The following is a 19,830-nucleotide window of genomic DNA, read 5'->3' on the forward strand; positions in this document are numbered from 1 at the left end:
AAGCCGGGCGGAAGTATGCGTTTTCACATTATAATTAAGCCTGTGTATTTTTAGTCTCTCTTATTTTTAATTGCGCTCTGCGACATATTTTATATTCATCGCGCGAGGTTTGTTGTAATCTTTCGCGCTGCCCGGACGCAAATACGCCCTAGTCATTATTCTCATCTGCCGGGTAAAACGTATCGCTGAAATTATATCATCGGCAAAATCAGGCCGTCGACGCGCTGTGGATATTATAAGCAACTGGTAATTCCGCCATTGACGCATAATAATATGTTCACTACAGATATCAGGCCGTTGGGCCGAGGGGTTAAAGGATGAAACCATTTCGTTTAGCGACGCTGTCGCTGGCGCTGCTTACCGCACTTTCGCTTGCCGGCTGCGACGACAGCGGCAAAACTCAGACCGCCGGGCCAGCCGCCGCCTCTTCCGCGGATAAGCCGAACGCGGCGAAACCGGACGGCGCCCAGCTCGCTAAGCTGGCGGAGAAAAGCAAAGGCAAGGCGCTGACGCTGCTCGACGCCTCGGAGGTCCAGCTGGACGGGGCGGCGACGCTGGTCCTGACCTTCTCCATTCCGCTGCAGCCGGATCAGGATTTCTCCCGCAGCGTGCACCTCGTCGATAAAAAAAGCGGTAAGGTTGACGGCGCCTGGGAGCTGGCGCCGAACCTGAAAGAGCTGCGCCTGCGCCATCTTGAGCCGAAACGCGACCTGATTGTCTCCGTTGACCCTACGCTCACCGCGCTGAATACCGCGACCTTCGGCACTTCTTTTGAAAAAACCATCGCCACCCGCGACGTCGCCCCCAGCATCGGCTTTGCCAGTCGGGGTTCGCTGCTGCCGGGCAAAGTGGTGGCCGGGCTGCCGGTGATGGCCCTGAACGTTGATAACGTCGACGTGAACTTCTTCCGCATCAAGTCCGAATCGCTGTCCGCCTTCGTCAGCCAGTGGGAGTACCGAAATTCGCTAAGCAACTGGGAGTCCGACGAGCTGCTGAAAATGGCCGACCTGGTCTACAGCGGGCGTTTTGACCTCAACCCGGCGCGCAATACGCGGGAAAAGCTGCTGCTGCCGCTGGCGGATATCAAACCGCTGCAGCAGCCGGGCGTCTACGTGGCGGTGATGAACCAGGCGGGCCACTATAGCTACAGCAACGCCGCGACACTGTTTACCCTCAGCGATATCGGCGTCTCGGCGCATCGCTACCACAACCGGCTGGACGTCTTCACCCAAAGTCTCGAAAATGGCGCCGCGCAGTCCGGTATCGAGGTTCAGTTGCTCAACGCCAAAGGGCAGACGCTGGCGCAGGCCAAAAGCGACGGCCAGGGCCACGTGACGCTGCAAACCGATAAAGAGGCCGCGCTGCTGCTGGCACGCAAAGAGGGGCAAACCACTCTGCTGGATCTTAAGCTGCCGGCGCTGGATCTGGCGGAATTCGCCATTGCCGGAGCCCCCGGCTTCAGCAAGCAGTTCTTTATGTTTGGCCCTCGGGATCTCTACCGCCCTGGGGAGACGGTGATCCTCAACGCGCTGCTGCGCGACGGCGACGGCAGGCCGCTGGCCGAGCAGCCGGTGAAGCTCGAGGTGGTTCAGCCGGACGGCCAGGTGATTAGCTCCCGGATGAGCCAGCCTGTGAACGGCCTGTATCAGTTTACCTGGCCGCTCGACGCCGGCGCGCCGACCGGCATGTGGCATATCCGCGCCAGCACCGGCGACAATCAGCCGCGCGAGTGGGACTTCCACGTCGAAGACTTTATGCCCGAGCGTATGGCGCTGAACCTGAGCGGACAAAAGGGCGCCGTGGCGCCGAACGCCGACGTGACCTTTGCCGTCGCCGGGGCCTATCTATACGGCGCGCCTGCCAGCGGCAATCAGCTGCAGGGGAAACTGTTCCTGCGCCCGCTGCGCGATGCGGTTGCCGCGCTGCCGGGCTTCCAGTTTGGCGATATTGCTGAAGAAAACCTCTCCCGCAGCCTCGATGAAGTCCAGATGACGCTGGACGAAAAAGGCCACGGGGAAGTGACGACTGCCAGCCAGTGGCAGGATAGCCATTCGCCGCTGCAGGTGATTTTACAGGCCAGCCTGCTGGAGTCCGGCGGTCGTCCGGTGACCCGCACCGTGCAGCAGGCGATCTGGCCTGCCGAGGCGCTGCCGGGCATCCGTCCTGAATTCGCCCTGAAGGACGTGTACGACTACCGCACCGACAGCACGGTGAAGCAGCCGGTGGTGGATGAAAACAGCAACGCCGGATTTGAGATTGTTTACGCCGACGCGGCCGGAGACAAAAAAGCGGTCTCCGGACTGCAGGTGCGCCTCATTCGCGAACGCCGCGACTACTACTGGAACTGGTCGGATAGCGAAGGCTGGCAGTCGCAGTTCGATCAGAAAGATCTGCAGGAGGGCGAAGAGTCGCTGGATCTGCAGACCGGGCAAACGGCGAAGGTCAGCTTCCCGGTGGAGTGGGGCTCCTACCGGCTGGAGGTGAAGGATCCGGATGGGGCGGTCAGCAGCGTGCGCTTCTGGGCCGGATACAGCTGGCAGGATAACAGCGACGGCGCGGGAGCCGCGCGTCCGGACCGGGTCACCATGAAGCTGGATAAACCGGCCTACAAACCCGGCGACACCATTAAGCTGCATATCGCCGCGCCGGCGGCTGGCAAAGGCTATGCGATGGTCGAGTCCAGCGAAGGCCCGCTGTGGTGGCAGGAAATTGACGTTCCGGCTGCGGGAATGGATCTCTCCATCCCGGTTGATAAAGCCTGGAACCGCCACGACCTCTATCTCAGCACGCTGGTGATCCGCCCCGGCGACAAATCGCGCTCCGCGACGCCGAAACGGGCAGTGGGGCTGCTGCATCTGCCGCTCGGTGATGAAAGCCGCCGCCTGACCCTGGAGCTGGATGCGCCGGAAAAAATGCGTCCCAACCGGCCGCTGACGGTCAAAGTGAAAGCCAGCGTCAAAGAGGGCGAGACGCCGAAGCAGGTGAATGTCCTGCTCTCGGCGGTGGATAGCGGCGTGCTGAACATTACCGACTACGCGACGCCGGATCCGTGGAACGCCTTTTTTGGCCAGAAGCGCTACGGGGCGGATATTTACGATATCTACGGCCAGGTCATTGAGGGGCAGGGACGACTGGTGAGCCTGCGCTTCGGCGGCGACGGCGACGAGCTCAAACGCGGCGGTAAGCCGCCGGTTAACCACGTGACGATTATTGCCCAACAGGCCCAGCCGGTGACGCTCGATGACAAGGGCGAAGGCACCGTGACGCTGCCGATCGGTGATTTTAACGGCGAGCTGCGGGTGATGGCCCAGGCGTGGACCGCCGATGATTTTGGCAGCAGTGAAGACAAAGTGGTGGTCGCCGCGCCGGTGATTGCCGAGCTGAATACGCCACGCTTCCTCGCCAGCGGCGATACCACGCGCCTGGCGCTGGATCTCAGCAACCTGACCGACAGGCCGCAAACCCTGAACGTCGCGCTGAGCGCCGACGGTCTGCTGCAGCTTGCGCAGCCGGAAATCCCGCCGGTTCAGCTGGCGCCGGGCGCACGTCGTACCCTGTTTGTGCCGGTGAGCGCCAAAGAGGGGTTTGGCGACGGTCAGCTCAGTGCGACCATCAGCGGCCTGAATCTGCCGGGTGAGACCTTCGCCCCGATGCAAAAGCAGTGGAAAATTGGCGTCCGTCCGGCCTTCCCGGCGCGGACGGTTAACGCTGGCGCGGTGCTGCAGCCTGGCGAAAGCTGGCAGGTGCCGCCGGAGCAAACCCTCGGCTTCTCGCCGGCGACCCTGCAGGGGCAGCTGGTGTTCAGCGGCAAGCCGCCGCTCAATCTGGCGCGCTATATTCGTGACCTGAAGGCCTATCCTTACGGCTGCCTGGAGCAGACCGCCAGCGGACTGTTCCCGTCGCTCTACACCAGCGCGGCGCAGCTAAAAACGCTGGGCATTACCGGCGACAGCGATGAAAAACGCCGCGCGGCGGTGGATATCGGCATCGCGCGCCTGCTGCAAATGCAGCGCGACGACGGCGGCTTTGCGCTATGGGATAAAAACGGCCCCGAGGAGTACTGGCTCACCGCCTACGCCATGGACTTCCTGGTGCGGGCGGGCGAGCAGGGCTACAGCGTGCCGACCAACGCCATCAATAACGGCAACCAGCGCCTGCTGCGCTATCTGCAGGAGCCTGGGCTGATGACCGTTCGCTACAGCGACGACGCGCCGGCCAGCCGCTTTGCCGCCCAGGCCTACGCCGCTCTGGTACTGGCTCGTCAGCAAAAGGCGCCGCTTGGCGCGCTGCGTGAAATCTGGACCCGCCACGAGCAGGCGCGTTCCGGCCTGCCGCTGCTGCAGCTTGGCATTGCGCTGAAGACAATGGGCGACGCGCCGCGCGGCGAGCAGGCGCTGAAGCTGGCGATGACCACGCCGCGTCAGGACCGGGATCGCTGGCTGGGGGATTACGGCAGCGCGCTGCGCGATGATGCCCTGAAGCTGGCCCTGCTGGAAGAGAATAAGCTGCTGCCGGAGGCGCAAAACGCGCTGCTGAGCAGCCTGGCTGACGAGGCCTACGGTCAGCGCTGGCTCTCTACTCAGGAGACCAACGCCCTGTTCCTTGCCGGCCGCACGCTGCAGGATCTTCCCGGCAGCTGGCAGGCGCAAACCTCGCTGCAGGCGCAGCCGCTGGCGGCGGATAAAGCGCAGACCCGTAACCTGACCGGCGACCAGCTGGCGGCGCTGCAGGTTAGCAATACCGGCAGCCAGCCGCTCTGGCTGCGTCTTGACAGCAGCGGCTATCCGCTTAGCGCCCCGCAGCCTGCGGGCAACGTGCTGGGTATTGAACGGCACGTCTTCGACACCCGCGGCCAGCAAAAATCGCTGACCTCGCTGCGCAGCGGCGAGCTGGTGCTGGTGAAGCTGGAAATTACCGCGACGCGCAACGTGCCGGATGCGCTGGTCGTCGATCTGCTGCCGGCGGGGCTTGAGCTGGAAAACCAGAACCTGGCAAACAGCAGCGCCAGCCTGCAGGAGAACGGTGAGGCCGTGCAGAACCTGCTCAATCAGATGCAGCAGGCGGATATTCAGCATATCGAATTCCGCGACGATCGCTTTGTTGCTGCGGTAGCGGTAAACGAAGGGCAGCCGGTGACGCTGGTCTACCTGGCGCGGGCGGTAACGCCTGGCACCTATCAGGTGCCGCAGCCGCAGGTGGAGTCGATGTACGTTCCGCAGTGGCGGGCAACCGGCACGGCCAGCGGCCCGCTGAACGTTACCCCGTAAATGCGGCGGTTGGTGAAGATAAGGCGCCGCTGGCGATGGCTGGCGGCGACGCCCTTTCTGCTGTGGCTGGCGCTGCTGGCGGCGGATCGCCTGTGGCCCCTGCCGCTGCACGAGGTGGCTCCGGCCCGGGTGGTGGTGGCGCAGGACGGTACGCCGCTATGGCGCTTTGCCGATAAGCAGGGCGTCTGGCGCTATCCGGTGACCCTCGATGACGTGTCGCCGCGCTATCTTCAGGCCCTGATCCAGTATGAAGACCGCTGGTTCTGGGATCACCCCGGCGTAAACCCTCTGGCCATTGCCCGCGCGGCCTGGCAGGACCTCACCTCCGGGCGCGTCATCTCAGGCGGCAGCACGCTGACCATGCAGGTTGCGCGGCTGCTCGACCCTCATCCCCGAACCTTCGGCGGCAAGCTGCGCCAGCTGTGGCGCGCGCTGCAGCTGGAGTGGCATCTGTCGAAAAGCGAGATCCTGACCCTGTACCTCAATCGCGCCCCGTTCGGCGGCACGCTGCAGGGGATCGGCGCCGCCAGCTGGGCGTACCTCGGGAAACCGCCGGCCCGGCTCAGCTACGGCGAAGCGGCCCTGCTGGCGGTGCTGCCGCAGGCGCCGAGCCGCCTGCGTCCTGACCGCTGGCCGCAGCGGGCCCAGGCGGCGCGCGATAAGGTGCTGGCGCGCATGCAAACCCAGGGCGTGTGGTCGGAGAAGACGGTGCGCGAGGCGACGGAAGAGCCGGTATGGCTGTTCCCCCGCCAGATGCCGCAGCTGGCGCCGCTGTTTTCCCGGCGGATGCTGGCCAGCAGCCGCGAAGATAAGGTGGTGACGACCCTCGATGCCGGGCTGCAGCGCCAGCTGGAGGATTTAGCCCTCAACTGGAAATCACGCCTGCCGCCGCGCAGCTCGCTGGCGATCGTCGTCGTCGATCATACCGATATGCGCGTGCGGGGCTGGGTCGGCTCGGCGGATATTAGCGACGACAGCCGTTTCGGGCACATCGATATGGTATCGGCGATCCGCTCTCCGGGTTCCGTACTGAAGCCGTTTGTCTACGGCATGGCGCTGGACGAGGGGCTGATCCATCCGGCCTCTTTACTGCAGGACGTCCCGCGACGGTTTAGCGATTACCGGCCCGGTAACTTCGACAGCGGCTTTCACGGCCCGGTCAGCGCCAGCGACGCGCTGGTGCGCTCTCTGAACCTGCCGGCCGTGCAGGTGCTGGAAGCCTACGGGCCAAAACGGTTTGCCGCTACGCTGCGCAACGCCGGCCTGCCGCTGATGCTGCCGGCGGGTGCCGAGCCCAACCTATCGCTGATCCTGGGCGGCGCCGGCGCCCGGCTGGAGGATATCGTGGCGGCGTATAGCGCGTTTGCCCGTCACGGCAGGGTGGGGCGGCTGCGGATGACGCCGGAAGCCCCGCTGGTGGAACGGCCGCTGCTGTCGCCGGGGGCGGCGTGGATAGTGCGGCGAATTCTGGCCGGTGAATCCCAGCCGGTGCCCGACGACTCGCTGGTTCAGGTGGTGCCGCTGGCGTGGAAAACCGGCACCAGCTACGGCTATCGCGACGCCTGGGCGATTGGCGTTAACGCCCGCTATCTTATCGGGATCTGGACCGGGCGGCCTGACGGTACGCCGGTGGTCGGGCAGTTTGGCTTCGCCAGCGCGGTACCGCTGCTCAATCAGGTCAACAATATGCTGCTGGCGAGGCCGACGACCGGCCGCGACGGGCTGCCCGCCGATCCGCGCCCGCCGTCGGTGAGGGCGGCCACCATCTGCTGGCCCGGCGGGCAGAGCCTGCCGGCGGGAGACGCTAACTGCCGCCGTCGGCTGGCTACCTGGCTGCTCGACGATAGCCAGCCGCCGACGCTGCTGTTGCCGGGTCAGGAGGGCGTGCGCGGGATTCGTTTTCCAATATGGGTAGATAAGCAAGGACTGCGGGTGGCGGCCGATTGTCCGGGCGCGATGGAGAAAAACGTCGACGTCTGGCCGCTGCCGCTGGAGCCATGGCTGCCGGCAAACGAACGCCGTCGGGCGAGGCTGGGGCCGGCATCGGCGCAGTGTCCGCCGCCGCAGGCCGTCGATGCCGCGCCGCTGGTGCTTTCCGGCATCCGCGATGGCGCGGTCATTAAACGTTTACCCGGCGCGGCGCGGGTGGTGGTGCCGCTGCAGACCACCGGCGGCGAAGGGCGACGCTGGTGGTTTCTCAACGGCGAACCGCTGGAGGCGGCGGGGGCCGGCGCGAGCCTGACCCTGGAGCGGCTGGATAGCTATCAGCTGGTGGTGATGGATGAGGCGGGACAGATTGCGGCGGCGAATTTCACTCTGCAATAAAGTCGGGGCGGCAAGGCCCTGCTTTTTGTGTTGCTAAAGCTCGTCTTATTTTAACAAAATGTTACCTTCATCCATAGGCAGCGCCTGAGTTGCTCATTATAATGCGCGCCAGGCCATACGATCGTATGCCCAACAACATAAAATTTTATTAGAGGTAATCATGGCTATTGAACGTACTTTTTCCATCATTAAACCAAACGCGGTGGCAAAAAACGTTATTGGCGGCATCTTTTCTCGCTTCGAAGCTGCAGGGTTCAAAATCGTTGGCACCAAAATGCTGCACCTGACCGTTGAGCAGGCTCGCGGTTTCTACGCTGAGCACGAAGGTCGCCCGTTCTTTGACGGTCTGGTTGAGTTCATGACTTCCGGCCCGATCGTGGTCTCCGTTCTGGAAAGCGAAAATGCCGTGCAGCGTCACCGTGACCTGCTGGGCGCAACTAACCCGGACAACGCGCTGGCCGGCACCCTGCGTGCAGACTACGCTGACAGCTTCACCGAGAACGGCACCCACGGTTCCGACTCCGTTGAATCTGCTGCCCGCGAAATCGCGTTCTTCTTCGCCGAAGGCGAGGTTTGCCCGCGCACCCGCTAATCCTCGTCGTCTTTTCGACCGTCGCGGCGTTGGCTGCGCGCGTTCACCCCGGTCACATAGCTATCTATGCTCCCGGGGATTTACTTGCTTGCCGCCTTGCGACACTCGAAAAGCCATAGAGGACTGAGTACGCAGCAACAGATTTTTTCATCATTGCCGCGTGCAAACGTGGTATTGATACACCAGACTTTGTACAATGCAGCGCCCCTGGACGAGCACTCGTTCATTGGGGCGCTTCTTTTTTTCAACCCACCTGGGGCCATAACGTGTAACAACGAGGCCGGAATAGATTATGTCTGAACATATTGTCACGCCTGATAACGCCGCTCTGACGGTGCCGAACAAAGATGCCAAAATTAACCTGCTGGATCTGAATCGTCAGCAGCTGCGCGAGTTTTTCAAAAACATGGGCGAGAAGCCCTTCCGCGCCGATCAGGTGATGAAATGGATGTATCACTACTGCAGCGATGACTTTGATGATATGACCGATATCAACAAGGTCCTGCGCAATAAGCTGAAGGAAGTCGCGGAAATTCGCGCGCCGGAAGTGGTCGAGGAGCAGCGCTCCAGCGATGGCACCATCAAATGGGCGATTGCCGTCGGCGATCAGCGCGTTGAAACGGTCTATATCCCGGAAGAGGATCGCGCGACTCTGTGCGTTTCGTCTCAGGTTGGCTGTGCGTTAGAGTGTAAATTCTGTTCAACGGCGCAGCAGGGCTTTAACCGCAACCTGCGGGTCTCTGAAATTATCGGCCAGGTTTGGCGCGCGGCGAAAATCGTCGGTGCGGCAAAAATTACCGGCCAGCGTCCGATCACCAACGTGGTGATGATGGGGATGGGCGAGCCGCTGCTGAACCTGACCAACGTCGTGCCGGCGATGGAAATCATGCTCGACGACTTTGGTTTTGGTCTCTCCAAGCGTCGCGTGACGCTCTCCACTTCCGGCGTGGTCCCGGCGCTGGATAAGCTCGGCGATATGATAGACGTCGCGCTGGCCATCTCTCTGCATGCGCCGAACGATACGATTCGCGATGAGATCGTGCCGATCAACAAAAAGTACAACATCGAGACTTTCCTGAACTCGGTGCGCGGCTATATTTCCAAGTCCAACGCCAACCAGGGCCGGGTGACCATCGAATACGTGATGCTCGATCACGTCAACGACGGTACCGAGCATGCGCACGAGCTGGCAGAGCTGCTGAAGGATACGCCGTGCAAGATCAACCTGATCCCATGGAACCCGTTCCCGGGCGCGCCGTATGGCCGCAGCTCCAACAGCCGCATCGACCGTTTCTCCAAGGTGCTGATGGATTATGGCTTCACGACCATCGTGCGTAAAACGCGCGGTGACGATATCGACGCCGCCTGCGGACAGCTTGCCGGTGATGTTATCGACCGTACCAAACGTACGCTGCGCAAGCGTATGCAGGGCGAAACGATTGACGTGAAAGCGATCTGACAAATGCGCAGCGCGCAATATTTCACGCGCGCTGCACAATTATGTTTCCCCGGCAGGCGAACCAGGCTGATTCGGCCAATAATTACGGTGCGTTTTTGTCGACTTTGAGGCAGTATGTAGCGGCACAACAACCGCTTAGCATTCAATATTGATAAGTATCTGTGATAGTTCGCCATACGGACTTATACTGTTTGTTTGACGCTTTGCAGATGTTTCGCGGCGCGGGGTTTACCGGCGCTGAACTTTAAATTTCACGTACCAGTAGTTGTCGAATGAATACTGAAGCCACTCAAGATCATCAAGAAGCAAATACTACGGGCACGCGTCTGCGCAACGCCCGCGAACAACTCGGACTCAGCCAGCAAGCGGTGGCTGAGCGCTTATGCCTGAAGGTTTCCACGGTTCGTGATATCGAAGACGACAAGGCGCCAGCCGACCTCGCTTCAACCTTCCTGCGCGGCTACATCCGCTCCTATGCACGTCTCGTGCGTATTCCGGAAGAAGAGCTGCTGCCGATGATGGCAAAACAGGCGCCTATTCGCGCGGCGAAAGTTGCGCCGATGCAGAGCTTCTCTCTGGGCAAACGCCGTAAAAAGCGCGACGGCTGGCTGATGAGCTTCACCTGGCTGGTGCTGTTTGTGGTGATTGGCCTGAGCGGCGCCTGGTGGTGGCAAGACCATAAGGCGCAGCAGGAAGAGATTTCCACGATGGCCGACCAGTCAACCGCCGAGCTGAATGCGGGCGACAGCGGCAGCCAGAGCATTCCCTTAGATAACGGTGCCGATAACACGGCGCCGGACGTAGCGAACAGCGCACCTGTGGATACCTCAGCCGCGCCGGCTCCTGCCCCGGCGGCGCCGGCGGCGACCGCGGCGAATAATAACGCCGTCGTTGCTCCGTCTCAGGCGCAGGTCGATACCGCAGCTGGCGCTGCGGTTCCGGCCTCTCCGCTGCCAACCGATCAGGCGAACGTGACCGCAGCCGCTGCGGCTCAGGATCTGGTCCTGAACTTCTCTGCCGACTGCTGGCTGGAAGTTAGCGATGCAACCGGTAAAAAGCTGTTCAGCGGTTTGCAACGTAAGGGCGGTAACCTGAACTTAAGCGGCCAGGCACCTTATAAGCTGAAAATCGGTGCGCCGGCTGCGGTACAGATTCAGTATCTGGGTAAACCAGTCGATTTGAGTCGTTTTATCAGAACTAACCAGGTTGCGCGTCTGACCCTTAATGCCGAAACTTCACCGGCGCAGTAACAGACGGGTAACGCGGGAGATTTTTCATGCATAACCAGGCTCCGATTCAACGTAGAAAATCGAAACGAATTTACGTTGGGAATGTGCCGATTGGCGATGGCGCCCCCATCGCCGTCCAGTCGATGACCAATACGCGCACCACCGATGTGGCCGCGACCGTAAATCAAATCAAAGCCCTTGAGCGCGTTGGCGCGGATATCGTCCGCGTCTCCGTACCGACGATGGATGCGGCGGAAGCGTTCAGGCTCATCAAACAGCAGGTCAACGTACCGCTGGTCGCCGATATCCACTTTGACTACCGTATCGCCCTGAAAGTGGCGGAGTACGGGGTGGATTGTCTGCGTATCAACCCGGGAAATATCGGCAACGAAGAGCGCATTCGCATGGTTGTTGACTGCGCCCGTGATAAAAATATTCCTATCCGCATCGGCGTTAACGCCGGGTCGCTGGAAAAAGATCTGCAGGAAAAGTACGGCGAGCCAACGCCGCAGGCGCTGCTGGAATCAGCCATGCGCCACGTCGATCATCTCGATCGTCTGAACTTCGATCAGTTCAAGGTCAGCGTAAAGGCGTCGGATGTGTTCCTCGCGGTGGAGTCCTATCGTCTGCTGGCGAAACAGATCGATCAGCCTCTGCATCTTGGGATCACCGAAGCCGGCGGCGCCCGTAGCGGCGCGGTAAAATCGGCGATCGGCCTCGGCCTGCTGCTTAACGAAGGGATCGGCGACACGCTGCGCGTTTCGCTGGCGGCGGATCCGCTTGAAGAGATCAAGGTTGGGTTCGATATCCTGAAGTCTCTGCGCATACGCGCCCGCGGGATTAACTTCATCGCCTGCCCGACCTGTTCGCGTCAGGAGTTTGACGTGATCGGCACCGTCAACGCGCTGGAGCAGCGGCTGGAAGATATCATTACCCCGATGGATATTTCGATCATCGGCTGCGTGGTGAATGGCCCAGGCGAAGCGCTGGTTTCGACGCTCGGCGTCACTGGCGGCAATAAAAAGAGCGGCCTGTACGAAGACGGCGTGCGTAAAGACCGGCTGGATAACGACGATATGATCGATCAGCTGGAAGCGCGTATCCGTGCGAAAGCCTCGATGCTTGATGAAGCGCGCCGTATTGACGTCCAGCAGGTCGAAGAGAAATAATCCGGGGCAGCGTAAGACTTCCCGTGTATGATTGGACCCGCGGGCGCAACGCGCCGGGGTTCATTTTTGTATATATATAAAGAGAATAAACGTGGCAAAGAACATTCAAGCCATCCGTGGCATGAACGATTATCTGCCGGGCGAGACCGCTCTCTGGCAGCGCATTGAAGGCTCACTGAAACAGGTGCTCGGCAGCTACGGTTACAGCGAAATTCGGTTGCCGATTGTAGAGCAGACCCCGTTATTCAAGCGCGCGATCGGCGAAGTGACCGACGTGGTTGAAAAAGAGATGTACACCTTTGAGGACCGCAATGGCGATAGCCTGACGCTGCGTCCGGAAGGGACTGCGGGCTGCGTTCGTGCCGGCATCGAGCATGGTCTTCTGTACAATCAAGAACAGCGTCTGTGGTACGTCGGGCCGATGTTCCGCCATGAGCGTCCGCAGAAGGGCCGCTATCGCCAGTTCCATCAGATGGGGGTTGAAGTCTTTGGTCTGCAGGGACCGGATATCGACGCCGAGCTGATTATGCTCACCGCCCGCTGGTGGCGTGAGCTGGGTATCTCTGAGCACGTCGCGCTGGAGCTGAACTCCATCGGTTCGCTGGAAGCGCGCGCCAGCTATCGCGATGCGCTGGTCGCCTATCTTGAGCAGTTTAAAGATAAGCTCGACGAAGACTGCAAACGCCGCATGTACACTAACCCGCTGCGCGTTCTGGACTCGAAGAATCCGGAAGTGCAGGCGCTGCTGAACGATGCGCCGGCGCTGGGCGACTACCTGGATGAAGAGTCCAAACAGCACTTTGCCGGCCTGTGCGCGCTGTTAGACGACGCGGGCATCGCCTATACCGTTAACCAGCGCCTGGTGCGCGGGCTCGATTACTATAACCGCACCGTGTTTGAGTGGGTAACCACCAGCCTCGGCTCGCAGGGAACCGTCTGCGCAGGCGGCCGCTATGACGGTCTGGTCGAGCAGCTGGGCGGGCGCGCAACGCCGGGAGTTGGCTTTGCGATGGGGCTGGAACGTCTTGTTTTACTGGTCCAGGCCGTTAATCCGGAATTTAAAGCCGATCCTGTTGTCGATATATACCTGGTAGCCTCCGGAACCGATACCCAGTCCGCAGCAATGCGTCTGGCTGAGCGGATTCGCGATGAGCTGCCCGGCGTTAAGCTGATGACCAACCACGGCGGCGGCAACTTTAAGAAACAGTTCGGCCGTGCTGATAAGTGGGGCGCTCGCATTGCTCTGGTGGTTGGTGAATCAGAAATTGCTGACGGAAACGTGGTAGTGAAGGATTTACGCTCAGGTGAGCAAACTACCGTAACGCAGGATAGCGTTGCCGCGCATTTGCGCACACTTCTGGGTTAATCTCCCGGGAATCATTAGTCAGGAGAAGGACTGCGTGGAAACGTATAACAACGAAAACGATCAGGTCGATGCGCTAAAGCGTTTCTTTGCCGAAAATGGCAAAGCGCTGGCCGTTGGGGTGATTTTAGGGATTGGGGCGCTGGTTGGCTGGCGCTACTGGAGCTCTCATCAGCAGGATACGGCCAGAGACTCCTCTTTAGCCTATGAGAATGCCATTTCCGCGCTTAAATCGGACAAGCCTGAAGCGCTGAATTCGGCGCAGAAGTTCGCCGCTGACAGCAAAAACGCCTACGGTGCGTTTGCCTCCCTGGAGCTGGCGCAGCGCTTTGTTGAGAAAAACGATCTGCAGAGCGCTGAAAAGCAGCTCCAGCAGGGATTAGCCGCCGCCCCGGATGATAATCTGAAGTCGGTTATCAACATGCGTCTTGCTCGCGTGCAGCTGCAGCTGAAAAACCCTGATGCGGCGCTGAAGACCCTTGAGGGGATCAAAGGCGAAGGCTGGACCGCGATTGTTGCCGATCTTCGCGGTGAGATTCTGCTGGATAAAGGCGACAAGCAGGGCGCTCGCGCGGCGTGGGAAGCGGGCGTGAAAAGCGATGCTTCACCGGCGCTCAGCGAAATGATGCGTATGAAAATAAATAATTTGTCCATCTGAGAGGGACTCGATGCAATTGCGTAAATTACTTTTGCCAGGGCTGCTTTCCGTTACCTTATTAAGCGGTTGTTCGTTGTTTAACAGCGAAGAAGATGTGGTGAAAATGTCGCCACTGCCGACGGTGGAAAATCAGTTTACGCCGTCCACGTCCTGGAGCACCTCAGTTGGCGATGGTATCGGCGAATTTTACTCTAACCTCCATCCGGCCTTTGCCGACGGCGTGGTCTATGCGGCCGACCGTAAAGGCACCGTTAAAGCGCTGGGCGCTGACGACGGGAAAGAGGTGTGGTCGGTGAACCTGGCCGAGAAAGACGGCTGGTTCTCCCGCACGCCGGCGCTGCTCTCCGGCGGCGTCACCGTCTCCGGCGGTCACGTCTATATCGGCAGTGAAAAAGCGCAGCTGTTTGCCCTGAATACCAGCGATGGTACCGTGGCATGGCAGACCCGCGTGGCCGGTGAAGCGATTTCTCGTCCGGTCGTCAGCGACGGTATGGTGCTGGTTCACACCAGCAACGGCCAGCTGCAGGCGCTGAACGAAGCCGACGGCGCGGTGAAGTGGACCGTCAACCTGGATATGCCGGCGCTTTCTCTGCGCGGTGAATCCGCACCGGCGACCGCCTATGGCGCGGCCATTGTTGGCGGCGATAACGGTCGCGTTAGCGCGGTATTGATGCAGCAGGGTCAGATCATCTGGCAGCAGCGCATCTCTCAGGCCACTGGCCCGACTGAAATCGATCGCCTGAACGACGTTGATACCACTCCGGTTATCGTCAACGGCGTGGTGTATACGCTCGCTTACAACGGCAACCTGACCGCGCTGGATCTGCGCAGCGGCCAGATCATGTGGAAACGCGAGCTGGGCTCGGTGAACGACTTTATCGTTGACGGCAACCGTATCTACCTGGTCGATCAGAACGATCGCCTGCTGGCGTTGACCACCGAAGGCGGCGTGACGCTGTGGACGCAAAGCGATTTACTGCATCGTCTGCTGACTGCTCCGGTGTTGTATAATGGTAATCTGGTCGTCGGCGATAGCGAAGGCTATATGCACTGGGTAAACCCGGAAGATGGGCACTTTGTGGCTCAGCAGAAGGTTGACAGCTCCGGCTTCCGCACTGACCCCATCGTGGCTGACGGTCGCCTGCTAATCCAGGCAACGGACGGTACGCTGTACTCGATTACGCGTTAAGTTGCGCGGTAGTCAGGATTGAGAAACGGCCCCTGGTATACAGGGGCCGTTTTCCTGTTTTTAAAAGCGTCGTGAAAAACGACGTTGCATAGTAATTTGTATGAGGCATTTAACATGATACCTGTGGTCGCGCTTGTCGGGCGCCCTAACGTTGGAAAATCCACGCTCTTCAACCGCTTGACTCGCACTCGTGATGCGCTGGTCGCGGATTTTCCGGGGCTGACTCGTGACCGTAAGTACGGTCGTGCTGAAGTAGAAGGACGTGAATTTATCTGTATCGATACCGGCGGTATCGATGGCACGGAAGATGGCGTTGAAACACGCATGGCTGAACAATCGCTGATGGCGATTGAAGAAGCTGACGTGGTGCTGTTTATGGTTGATGCGCGCGCCGGCCTGATGCCTGCGGATACGGCGATCGCCAAGCACCTCCGTTCTCGTGAGAAGCCAACCTTCCTGGTGGCGAACAAAACCGACGGCATCGATGCCGATCAGGCCATTGCTGACTTCTGGACGCTGGGCCTCGGTGATATCCACCCGATCGCCGCATCGCACGGTCGCGGCGTGACCAGCCTGCTGGAGCACGTGCTGCTGCCGTGGGCAGAAGAGATCGACCCGTCGGAAGAAGTTGACGAAGACGCTGCCTACTGGGCGCAGTTTGAAGCCGAGCAGAACGGCGAATTGCCGGAAGAGCCGGAGGATGACTTTAATCCGCAGGATCTGCCGATTAAGCTGGCCATCGTCGGTCGTCCGAACGTTGGTAAGTCAACGCTGACCAACCGTATTCTCGGTGAAGATCGCGTCGTGGTCTACGACATGCCGGGCACCACCCGCGACAGCATTTACATTCCGATGCAGCGCGATGAGCGCGAATACGTCCTGATTGATACCGCGGGCGTACGTAAGCGCGGTAAAATTACCGATGTCGTAGAAAAGTTCTCGGTTATCAAAACCCTGCAGGCGATTGAAGACGCCAACGTGGTGCTGCTGGTTATCGATGCGCGGGAAGGTATTTCCGATCAGGATCTCTCCCTGCTCGGCTTTATCCTCAACAGCGGCCGCTCGCTGGTGATCGTCGTCAACAAGTGGGACGGCCTGAGCCAGGAAGTCAGAGAGCAGGTGAAAGAGACCCTCGACTTCCGTCTGGGCTTTATCGATTTCGCCCGCGTGCACTTTATCTCTGCCCTGCACGGCAGCGGCGTCGGCAACCTGTTTGAATCGGTACGCGAAGCCTATGACAGCGCCACCCGTCGCGTGAGCACGGCGATGCTGACCCGTATTATGACCATGGCAGCGGAAGACCATCAGCCGCCGCTGGTACGCGGCCGTCGCGTGAAGCTGAAATATGCCCACGCCGGTGGTTACAACCCGCCGATCGTGGTGATCCACGGCAACCAGGTCAAAGACCTGCCGGACTCCTACAAACGCTATCTAATGAACTACTTCCGCAAATCGCTGGAAGTTATGGGTACGCCGATCCGTATCCAGTTCAAAGAGGGCGAGAACCCGTTTGCCAACAAACGTAATACCCTGACGCCGAACCAGATGCGTAAGCGTAAGCGCTTGATTAAGCACATCAAGAAAGGAAAGTAAGAGATAAACCCGCCGCTGGCGGGTTTTTTTATTGCCGCAGAGCGCAGCATCCGCCGCGCAATCTACCCGGCGTTCCGCCATAATTCCCGTATTATTTCAGCGGATTATTTTGTGCTAACGGGAGTGGGGAACGATGCAGGCAGGATTTATTGGGCTGGGCGCGGTGGTGGAGACGGCCTGGCTGCCGGCGCTGAAAAATCTGGCGATACCGCTGGCGGCGTGCTGGGGTTTTGATAGCGATCCTCAGCGGATGCCGGAGGGCGTCAGCCGCTGCGGCTCGCTGGCCGCGCTGCTGGCAAAGCCGCTGGACATCCTGTTTATTACCACCGCGTCGTTGCAGCATCTTCCGGTGCTGGAAGCGGCGCTCGCCTCCTCCTGCCCGCGAATCGTAGTGGAAAAGCCGATCGTCGCGACTCTGCCACAGATTGCGCATCTACGCGCGCTGCTGCGCGCACCGGAAAACGCCTGCCGGGTGCTGGCGCTGGACCACTGGATGGCGCGCGACGGTGCGCTGAAGCTGGCGCTGGGCCAGCTCGATGCCCGCTGGCAGCCGGAGAACGGCGTACAGGCCTGCGGCCCGCTGCTCTCCTCGCCGCAGGATATTGTGCGTATTGACGGTTTTCTCCAGGAGCCCAGCGGGTTTGACGAGCGGGGCGACCCGGTGGCGCTGAATTTTGCTACCGGCAGGCCGGATACGCGCCGGCTGCGGCATCCCGACGGAGTGATCCTTGATATTGGCACCCACGTGCTGGCGATGCTGCGGGAAACGATCCGCTCCTGCGGCGGCGACGACCGAATCTACCTTCGGGTTCGGCAGGCGAAAGATCGTCTGGGCCAGGCTATTGCCCCCGGCGATACGCAAACCGCGGAAGGGGAGGCTCATCTGCAGGGGGAGCTGAGCGGGATCCCGCTCAATATCTGGCTCAACAAGTATGCCGGTCCTGCGGGAGGGCAGAAGGGCATGCGGATAGCGCTGCGCGACGGGCGGACGATCAATCTTGACCGCCGTGAGAATAGCGAGGTGGTTGAGCTCGTTGCCGGCGAACAGGTGCAGCGCTGGCGGCGGGCCGGTGCGATCTACGAGCACTGCCTGGGGGAACATATTCTCGGCGCGGACAGCCTGTTTGTGCGCGCTCCCGATGAGGTCGCGCGGCTGACCCGGCGGCGCATCGACGAGGTGGCTCTGCTGCTGCAGCTTCAGCAGCAAATACGCGGGCCGCACTGAAAGAGTATCGTGGTAAGCTGAGCTGACTAAAACCCTGTAAGGAATGACCATGCAACCTGATTGCCCTCTCTGCCACGCGCCGCTGGCGCTCGAGGCCGGCAGCGCGCGCTGCGCGAGCTGCGAAAAGGAGTTTACTCTGCAGGCTCTCTGCCCGGATTGCCACCGGCCGCTGGAGGTCTTAAAAGCCTGCGGGGCGATCGATTATTTTTGCCAGCACGGGCACGGGTTGATTTCGAAGAAGCGCGTTGAGTTCGTGCTGCCTGATCAGGCGTAGCTATTTCTTCTTCGCGCGGGCTTTTTTGACCGGCGTGATCGCCTTCACTTCGCTTTCGACCCAACCGTCGTTTAAGCGGGTGGTTAGCAGATCGCCCGCCTTCACCTGCTTCGTTTGCTTCAGGACGCTGCCGTCGCTGGCGGAGGTGACGCTATAGCCGCGGGCGAGGGTCGCCAGCGGGCTGACGGCTTCGAGATGGGTTACCGTATTGCCGAAACGCTCGCGCTGTTCGCTCAGGCGCGAGCGGATGCTCTCGGCGAGACGATATTCCAGCTGCTGGATACGCGACTGGCCGCGATGAATACGCGGCTGTGGATTGTGCGCGTTCAGGCGCTGAAGGGCGCGCTGCTGGCGCTGATCGGCGCGCTTCATCTGCGTATCAAGCGCCAGACGCATCCGCTGGCGCAGCCGCTCAAGCGTCGTCTGCTGACGCACCAGGCGCAGCTGCGGATGCTGCTGCTGCAGGCGGTGGAAAAGTTGGGTAAACCGGCGATGGCGGTTGGCGAGGAAATAGTCCATCGCCATTTCCAGACGCTGCTGCCCTGACTGCAGCTGGCGCAGCAGCTCCTGCTGGTTACGGCTAACGATCTCGGCCGCCGCAGAGGGCGTAGGCGCCCGCAGGTCGGCGACAAAATCGGCAATCGTCACGTCGGTTTCATGGCCGACGGCGCTAACAACCGGAATGCGGCTGGCAAAAATTGCCCGCGCCACCCGCTCATCGTTAAAGCTCCATAAATCTTCCAGCGAACCGCCGCCGCGGCCGACGATCAGCACGTCGCACTCCTGGCGCTGGTTGGCTAACGCGATGGCGCGAACGATCTGCCCCGGCGCGTCGTCACCCTGCACCGTCGTTGGATAAACGATAACCGGCAGAGAGGGATCGCGGCGTTTGAGGACCTGCAAAATATCGTGCAGCGCGGCGCCGGTTTTGGAGGTAATCACCCCCACGCAGTGGGCCGGGGAGGGGAGCGGCTGCTTGTGCTGCTGGTCGAACAGGCCTTCTGCCGCCAGCTGCGCTTTCAGCTGTTCGTACTTCTGCTGCAGCAGCCCTTCACCGGCGGGCTGCATGCTTTCGACGATGATCTGATAGTCGCCGCGCGGCTCGTAGAGCGTGATATTGGCGCGTACCAGCACCTGCTGCCCGTGCTGCGGGCGGAAGGTGACGCGGCGGTTGCTGTTGCGGAACATCGCACAGCGCACCTGGGCGTTATCGTCTTTTAAGGTGAAGTACCAGTGGCCGGAAGAGGGCTGGCTGAAATTAGAGATCTCGCCGCTGATCCAGACCTGGCCCATTTCCTGTTCCAGCAGCAGGCGAACCGTCTGGTTTAGGCGGCTGACCGTAAAAATTGCGGGGGATTGAGATGGTAACATGTGAGCAAGATCAAATTTTAAATCAGCAGGTTAATCAGTTGATAGTAACCTGCTGGGAGGCGATCGCAAGTATTATTTGCAAAAAAGGGTAGATGCAATCGGTTACGCTCTGTATA

13 protein-coding genes are annotated in these 19,830 nt (G+C 60.5%); 12 read left to right on the plus strand and 1 reads right to left on the minus strand.

Annotation, left to right across the window (positions count from 1 at the left end; genetic code table 11):
* The first annotated feature begins 317 nt into the window (after nucleotides 1–317).
* The 12 genes from HCK03_RS06475 (at nucleotide 318) to HCK03_RS06530 (ending at nucleotide 18,343) form a co-directional block, all read left to right on the plus strand.
* Nucleotides 318–5,267: an alpha-2-macroglobulin family protein gene (locus tag HCK03_RS06475; protein ID WP_167691287.1), complete on the plus strand. Its 4,950-nt coding sequence runs from the start codon at nucleotides 318–320 to the stop codon at nucleotides 5,265–5,267.
* Nucleotides 5,268–7,592 (plus strand): peptidoglycan glycosyltransferase PbpC, encoded by a 2,325-nt coding sequence (pbpC, locus tag HCK03_RS06480; RefSeq protein WP_167691288.1) that lies wholly within the window; start codon nucleotides 5,268–5,270, stop codon nucleotides 7,590–7,592.
* 160 nt (nucleotides 7,593–7,752) lie between these two features.
* Complete coding sequence (gene ndk, locus HCK03_RS06485) at nucleotides 7,753–8,184, plus strand: nucleoside-diphosphate kinase (protein ID WP_041146713.1); 432 nt, start codon at nucleotides 7,753–7,755, stop codon at nucleotides 8,182–8,184.
* A gap of 292 nt (nucleotides 8,185–8,476) precedes the next feature.
* The gene (locus tag HCK03_RS06490) at nucleotides 8,477–9,643 is read left to right on the plus strand and encodes a dual-specificity RNA methyltransferase RlmN (RefSeq protein ID WP_041146712.1); all 1,167 of its coding nucleotides are present in this window, start codon (nucleotides 8,477–8,479) and stop codon (nucleotides 9,641–9,643) included.
* A gap of 272 nt (nucleotides 9,644–9,915) precedes the next feature.
* Complete coding sequence (gene rodZ, locus HCK03_RS06495; protein WP_115192123.1) at nucleotides 9,916–10,893, plus strand: cytoskeleton protein RodZ; 978 nt, start codon at nucleotides 9,916–9,918, stop codon at nucleotides 10,891–10,893.
* 26 nt (nucleotides 10,894–10,919) lie between these two features.
* Nucleotides 10,920–12,041: a flavodoxin-dependent (E)-4-hydroxy-3-methylbut-2-enyl-diphosphate synthase gene (gene ispG, locus HCK03_RS06500; protein ID WP_076947808.1), complete on the plus strand. Its 1,122-nt coding sequence runs from the start codon at nucleotides 10,920–10,922 to the stop codon at nucleotides 12,039–12,041.
* A gap of 91 nt (nucleotides 12,042–12,132) precedes the next feature.
* A complete protein-coding gene (gene hisS / locus HCK03_RS06505) occupies nucleotides 12,133–13,407 on the plus strand; it encodes a histidine--tRNA ligase (protein WP_041146709.1) in 1,275 nt (424 codons plus the stop codon).
* Between the two features lie 34 nt (nucleotides 13,408–13,441).
* A complete protein-coding gene (locus HCK03_RS06510) occupies nucleotides 13,442–14,062 on the plus strand; it encodes a YfgM family protein (RefSeq protein WP_076947809.1) in 621 nt (206 codons plus the stop codon).
* 10 nt (nucleotides 14,063–14,072) lie between these two features.
* Nucleotides 14,073–15,251: an outer membrane protein assembly factor BamB gene (bamB, locus tag HCK03_RS06515; RefSeq protein WP_041146707.1), complete on the plus strand. Its 1,179-nt coding sequence runs from the start codon at nucleotides 14,073–14,075 to the stop codon at nucleotides 15,249–15,251.
* A 114-nt stretch (nucleotides 15,252–15,365) separates the two neighbouring features.
* Nucleotides 15,366–16,844, plus strand: a complete 1,479-nt coding sequence (gene der / locus HCK03_RS06520) for a ribosome biogenesis GTPase Der (RefSeq protein WP_041146706.1) — start codon at nucleotides 15,366–15,368, stop codon at nucleotides 16,842–16,844.
* A 133-nt stretch (nucleotides 16,845–16,977) separates the two neighbouring features.
* Nucleotides 16,978–18,069: a Gfo/Idh/MocA family oxidoreductase gene (locus HCK03_RS06525; RefSeq protein WP_167691289.1), complete on the plus strand. Its 1,092-nt coding sequence runs from the start codon at nucleotides 16,978–16,980 to the stop codon at nucleotides 18,067–18,069.
* 49 nt (nucleotides 18,070–18,118) lie between these two features.
* Nucleotides 18,119–18,343: a zinc ribbon domain-containing protein gene (locus HCK03_RS06530; protein WP_143992653.1), complete on the plus strand. Its 225-nt coding sequence runs from the start codon at nucleotides 18,119–18,121 to the stop codon at nucleotides 18,341–18,343.
* On the opposite strand, the gene xseA is transcribed toward HCK03_RS06530, so the two are convergent.
* On the minus strand, nucleotides 18,344–19,714 hold the full coding sequence (gene xseA / locus HCK03_RS06535) for an exodeoxyribonuclease VII large subunit (protein WP_167691290.1): 1,371 nt from the start codon (nucleotides 19,712–19,714) through the stop codon (nucleotides 18,344–18,346). It lies immediately after the preceding gene.
* Nucleotides 19,715–19,830 lie beyond the last annotated feature (116 nt).

Source organism: Klebsiella terrigena (genome assembly GCF_012029655.1).
Taxonomy (GTDB): Bacteria; Pseudomonadota; Gammaproteobacteria; order Enterobacterales; family Enterobacteriaceae; genus Klebsiella; species Klebsiella terrigena.